Here is a 6,069-nt window from a genome sequence, read left to right as displayed (position 1 = left end):
ACTGGACCAGCGTTGACGCCGAACTCGGCGCCAAGCTCCGCGCCAACCTCGGCGCAGCACCCCTCTCCGACGCCGAAGCCGCCAACAAAATCGGCTAACAGCACCGGATAGCACCAGGAACCCCGCCACGGCACAGTGACCCGTTCACAGCCGCGGCGGGGTTCCCTGCGTTCTGGGCAGTTGCTGCCGGCTCAGCCGGGCCCGTCTGAGCCTGCCGAACCGGCTGAGCCCGCCGAAACCTCGACCGCGGACGCGGGCTTCACGCCGGCGGGAAGATATAGTCAACAGCATGCAGTCGGGTCCCCTTTATCTGATCGGCCCTTCGGGCAACCCCAATTTCGGCGACGAGTTCATCGCCGCCGCGTGGCTGAAATATCTCGCCGAAGTTCGGCCCGATGCCGACGTTTGGCTGGACTGCCCCCAGCCCGGCCTGGCGCAGGTCCTCTTCGAAGGAATGCATCCGCGCCTGCGCGTCACCAACACCCTGTGGCGGCTGGTGCACGAGACGGCTGAAATGCCGCTGGACGAGGCAGCGGAGATCATCAGGGCCCGCGTCACCGGCCTGGGCTCCCCCTCCTACGATCTGGGCCTCCTCAAGCTGCGGGAAGCCCAATCGCTGCATCTCATCGGCGGCGGCTTCATCAATGAGAACTGGTCCCACCACGCCGGACTTGTGCTGGCCATGCGTGCCGTCCACGCAATCACGGGCGTCCGGCTGATTGCCACCGGCCAGGGACTCATGCCCGAGCTGACGTCGGCGCCCGCCGAAATGCCCCTGTTCCAGGATTTTGTGCACGCGGCGGCCCGCGATGAAGCCGGCGCCCGGGCCTACGGCATCAGCCAGGACCTGGACGATGCCTTCCTCGGCGTCACCGCTGAAATCGCACGCACCACCGCCGAGCCCGGACTCTACGTCTGCATCCAGAGCGACACCGCCGATCCGGAGCGGTTCGAAACAGCCGTAGAACTGGCGAGGGCCGCCGTCGAAAAGGCCGTCAGCAAGGGAACCAACGCCTATTACGTCGAGGCCATCCCAGGCGCCGACCGCGTCGCCTACGAACGGCTGGCGGACCTCATTCCGGAAGAACGGTTCCTGCCGTTCCTGCACATCTGGGCCCATGGCCTGCCCCTGGCCGCGCACCAGACGTGGGTGACCAGCCGCTTCCACTTCCACCTTCTGGCGGCGTCGGCAGGTGCGAGGGGCATCGCCGTCGGCGTGAAGAAGGGGTACTACGACGTCAAGCACGAGTCGCTGACGGCCCTGGGCAGCGGCTGGTCACTGGCGCTGGACGGCGACGACCCCGGAATCCCGGCGGACCGCGGGTCGCTGCGAGACGGGCTGCCGGCGCTCGTGGCCCGCAAGCGCGCCGAGGCGGACAAGATCTATCCGCCGTTGCCGGGCCAGTCCGCTGCCACGGCGTCCGGGACGCTGACCGCCGGATCGCTGACAGCCGGCGCCGCGAAGCTCTTCAACAAGGCACTCGCTGCGCCGCGGAAGAACAAGATCCGTCCTGGAGCCCACTGAACCGACCATGCTTGATTGGCTTTCCGGGCTGACCTCCTCGGCCCCGACCGTTGTATTCCTAGTCACGGCATTCTTTCTCCCGGGACTCCTTGTTCTCCTGCCGCTGAAACCGGGCTGGCCGGCGGCCATCGCGCTCAGTCCCGCTGTCACCTTGCTGATGCTTCTGGCCGGCAGTTTTGCGACGGCGGCCCTCGGCCTCCCTTGGAACGCCGCCACTGCCGCGCTCACGGCCCTCCCGCTGGTCCTCCTGGCATGGCTTGCCGGCAGGCGGTTCGCCCTCGGACAGCCCCTGGCGCCCGGCAGCGCCGGCCTGCCGACGTGGCTTGCGGTAGGGGCAGCAACTGCCCTCGGTTCCGCTGTTACCTGCCTCGCCCTGCTCCGCGGCATCGGCGACCCCGCCACCGCCTCGCAGGGCTGGGATCCGATCTTCCACCTGAACGCATTGCGCTGGATCCAGGAATCCGGCCAGGCCACTCCATGGAGCATCGCCCCGATTTTCGGCGCCGGCCGCGCCACGTACTACCCGGCGGGCTGGCACAGCGCCGTTGCCCTCGTTCCGGGCAGCGTCTCCGAAGCGGCCAACCTGTCCTCGATCGTCATCGGCGGCCTGATCTGGCCGGCCGGCCTGGCGTTCCTGGCCACGGCCGTGCTGCCGCGGCATCCTGCGGCCTGGGCGCTGACGCCGCTGGTTGGTGCCTCCTTCATCAGCTTCCCCTTTTCCCAGCTCCTCCGCAGCGGCCAGTGGCCCAACGGGCTCGCCACCGCGCTCGTGCCCGCGACGCTGGCCCTGGCCGTGCTGCTGCTGCGCCGCGTGACGTCCGCAGCGACTCCTGCCGAGCCAACCGCCGGGCCAACCGCCGTGGCAACCGCCGGGCCATCTGCCGGGAGGTCAGGCGTGCCCGCGGGGACGCGGGCGGGGGCGCCGGCCCGCGGGCACGTCCCCCTGGCCATCATCCTCGTGGCCGTCCTCGGCGGCTGCGCCGCGGCCCACCCGAGCGCCCTGTTTGCGATTGCCGTAGCAGTCCTGCCCTTCGTGGCCGCGCGCTTCCTGCCGCTGCTGGTGCGCGGGGTGCGTCGCCGTCCCCTCCCCACCCTTGCGGCTGTGCTGGTCGCGGTGCTCCTTGCGGCAGCGGCGTGGTCGGTGCTGGCCAACTCCCGCCTGCTGGCAGGCGTCATGGCCTACCGCCGGGCTGTACGGGCAGCAGTCCCGGATTCCGTGTACCTTGCCTTCTTCGACCTGCCGCGCTTCCCGGCACTCTCCCCGCCCGCACCGGACGACTTCAACATCGCAGTGGGACTGCTGGTGATTCTTGGCGCCGTTGCGGCTGTTTTTGTCCGGGAGGCGAGGCCGCTGGCCGCCACCTGGCTGGCCTTCGTGGGGCTCTACGTGCTTGCCGCGGGTCCCGAAAACGGACTGCGGTGGCTCACCGGCTTCTGGTACAAGGACACCCAGCGGATTGCACCGTTCATCGCCATGGCGGGGAGTCTGCTGGCCGCGCTGGCCATTGCCGTGGTGACAGGTGCCGCGGTCAGGGCGGTGATGCGCGCTATTTCCGCACGCCCTCATGAGGCCAGACCCGCCGGACGGTGGCCCGTTCCCGCCATCCTGTTCACGGTTGCCGCTGCTGCTGTCATCGGTGCGCTATATGTGGGTTCCGGAAGCTACCGTTCCGTGGAACGCGTAGCGGTGTCCGCGCAGAATTACACAGTCTCCGACAAACCAGGAGCCGGCGTGCTTTCCAGCGGCGAGCAGGCCTTCATTGAGCGGGCCGGCTCCATGCTGCCGGACGATGCGGTGGTGATCGGGGACCCGTTCAACGGCGAAACCTACTTCTATGCGCTGACCGGCCGGCACGTCGTCTACACGCAACTGGGCGCGCCGACAGCCGGCAGCGCGGCCAAGGAACTGCTCCGCACCGGCTTCAACCGGCTGGCAGCTGACCCTGCCGTCTGTGATGCTGTGCGCAAGGTCGGCGCCACTTACTTCTATGAGGACGCCCCCGGCGGGTCTCACGGCAGCGTCAGCCTGAAGCGCTGGCCGGGTTTCTACAACGTGCCCACGGAGCAGGGCTTTGAAAAAGTGGCGTCCGCGGAGGGCCGCACCTTGTACCGGATTACTGCCTGCGGGTAGCAGCCTCTTATCGGCACCGCGGATGTTCCACATGGGCGCGGCTTTCCACATATGGGCCGCGTTCCACATAGGAGCGCGCGGCCATGGCCGGAGTCGCGGCAAATCCCTAGGCTTCAATCATGAGCACATTCGAGGGCATCCCGGCCGCGGCAACGAAGTTCTACGCTGAGCTGGAGGAGAACAACAACCGGGACTGGTGGCATGCCCATTCGGCGGTGTACCAGGATTCCGTCAAGGCTCCGCTTCAGGCGCTCCTCGCAGAGCTTGAGCCGCGCTTTGGACCGGGCAAGATTTTCCGGCCCAACCGTGATGTCCGGTTCTCCCCGGACAAGTCACCGTACAAGACCGCCCAGGGCGCCTTCGCCTCGTACCAGGAGGGCGTGGGCTATTACCTCCAGATCAGCGCCGACGGCCTGCTGGTTGGGGGCGGCTACCACTCGCACTCACCCGCTCAGCTGGTCCGGTACCGGAATTCGGTGGACGCGGGGAGCACCGGCGAACAGTTGCAACACATCGTGGACGCCGTCGCGGCGGCCGGATTCGCCATCGAAGGCGAGAAACTGAAAACCGTGCCCCGGGGCTTTCCGAAGGATCATCCCCGCGGCGAACTGCTGAAGCACAAGTCGCTCTCGGCCGGGGTTACCCTCGGCGAGCCCGAATGGCTCGGCTCCCAGGACGCCGAACGCGAGATTGCCGGGCTCTGGGAACAGCTCCGCCCGCTGGTGGACTGGGTGGGACGGCACGCCGCCCCCTGACGGTTGCATCAGGGGGCGGCGGTTCGTTCATCAGGGGCGATCCCTGCTGAACAGGTCAGGCCTGTGCTGGGATCAGCTAGACGCGGGTGAGTGCGTCCTCGTCGTCGTCCCGGTCATCAAGGCCGGACGTCCGGCCGTCCACCGCAGCTTTGGCACCGGCGAACTTCTCGTTGAGGCGGGAGTGCCGCTGCCCGTAAGCGAAGTAGATGGCGATGCCCACTACCAGCCAGATGCCGAAGAAGATCCAGGTCTCCACAGCAAGGTTGGTCATCAGGTACAGGCACAGCACCGCGGACACGACGGGAAGCACCTTGCCGAACGGGACCCGGAACGCGGGCTTCAGGTCGGGGCGCTTCCTGCGCAGCACCAGGATGCCCAGGCTGACCATCACGAACGCCGACAGCGTGCCGATGTTGATCATTTCCTCGAGCAGGTCCACGTTGGTGAGCCCGGCGACCACGGCAACGGCGGCGCCGCAGATAATCTGCAGACGGACCGGCGTCGAACGCTTTTCGCTGGTCTTGGACAGGGAGCGCGGCAGCAGGCCGTCGCGGCTCATGGCCAGTACAACGCGGGCCAGGCCCATGAGCAGCACCATGATCACGGTGGTCAGGCCCACGAGGGAACCGAAGGCGATCACCTTCGCGGCGTCGGTGTTGCCGACCGCTTCGAAGGCTGTGGTGAGGGTGGGGCTCTCCGCCTCGGCGAGCTGCGTGTAGGAGACCATGCCGGTCAGGGCGAGGGACACCAGGATGTACAGCAGCGTCACCAGGGCCAGGCCGCCGAAGATGCCGCGGGGCAGCGTCTTCTGCGGGTTCTTGACCTCTTCCGCGGAGGTCGCCACCACGTCGAAGCCGATGAAAGCAAAGAACACCAGAGCGGCGCCGGCGAAAATGCCGAGGGTGCCGTACTGTGCGGGGGCGGCCCCGGTGAGGAAGCCGAAGAAGGACTGCTTCATGACGTCAGCCGCGCCGGCGCCGGCCGTCGGTTCGGAGGCCGGGACGAAGGGGGTGTAGTTGGAGAACTTCACGTAGCTGAAGCCCACGATGATAACGAACACCACCACGCCGATCTTGATCAGCGTGAAGATGTTGCCGACGCGGGCGGACAGCTTGGTGCCGAGCACCAGCAGCACGGTGAAGACGGCGACGATGAGGAACGCGCCCCAGTACAGGTCAACGCCGCCGATCGAAATGGCGGGCGGCATTTCCACGCCCATCAGGGCGAAGACCTTGCTGAGGTAGATGCCCCAGTACTTGGCGATCACTGCGGCCGCGGTGAATAGTTCCAGGATGAGGTTCCAGCCGATGATCCAGGCCAGAATCTCGCCCATGGTGGCGTAGGTGAAGACGTAAGCGGAGCCGGCCACCGGGATGGCGGTGGCGAACTCGGCGTAGCACATGATCGCCAGCGCACAGGTGACGGCGGCGACCAGGAAGGAGATGGTGACGGCGGGGCCGGCGAAGTTCGCAGCGGCCTTGGCGCCCACGGAGAAGATGCCGGCGCCGACTGCGACGGCGACGCCCATGATCATGAGGTCCCAAGTGCTCAGGGAGCGCTTCAGCTTACGTCCGGGTTCATCGGCGTCGGCTATTGACTGCTCGATGGATTTGGTCCGGAAAAGGTTCATTGGAAGTCCACAGTCCTGATAGGGGATG

Annotated in this window: 4 protein-coding genes; 3 read left to right on the top strand and 1 reads right to left on the bottom strand. The window is 67.3% G+C overall.

What is annotated here, in order from left to right:
- The first annotated feature begins 289 nt into the window (after nucleotides 1-289).
- The 3 genes from ACFQ50_RS10075 (at nucleotide 290) to ACFQ50_RS10065 (ending at nucleotide 4,411) form a co-directional block, all read left to right on the top strand.
- A complete protein-coding gene (locus ACFQ50_RS10075; protein ID WP_377995389.1) occupies nucleotides 290-1,525 on the top strand; it encodes a polysaccharide pyruvyl transferase family protein in 1,236 nt (411 codons plus the stop codon).
- 7 nt (nucleotides 1,526-1,532) lie between these two features.
- The gene (locus tag ACFQ50_RS10070; protein ID WP_377995388.1) at nucleotides 1,533-3,656 is read left to right on the top strand and encodes a DUF6541 family protein; all 2,124 of its coding nucleotides are present in this window, start codon (nucleotides 1,533-1,535) and stop codon (nucleotides 3,654-3,656) included.
- A 119-nt stretch (nucleotides 3,657-3,775) separates the two neighbouring features.
- Nucleotides 3,776-4,411, top strand: a complete 636-nt coding sequence (locus tag ACFQ50_RS10065; RefSeq protein WP_377995387.1) for a DUF2461 domain-containing protein — start codon at nucleotides 3,776-3,778, stop codon at nucleotides 4,409-4,411.
- A 76-nt stretch (nucleotides 4,412-4,487) separates the two neighbouring features.
- Here the strand turns inward: ACFQ50_RS10065 and ACFQ50_RS10060 are convergent, their stop codons facing one another.
- Nucleotides 4,488-6,041: an amino acid permease gene (locus tag ACFQ50_RS10060; protein ID WP_377995386.1), complete on the bottom strand. Its 1,554-nt coding sequence runs from the start codon at nucleotides 6,039-6,041 to the stop codon at nucleotides 4,488-4,490.
- Between the last annotated feature and the right edge of the window lie 28 nt (nucleotides 6,042-6,069).

The organism is Arthrobacter sp. NPDC056493, from assembly GCF_042795115.1.
GTDB lineage: Bacteria > Actinomycetota > Actinomycetes > Actinomycetales > Micrococcaceae > Arthrobacter.
This window is presented reverse-complemented; position numbering and strand designations above follow the sequence as displayed.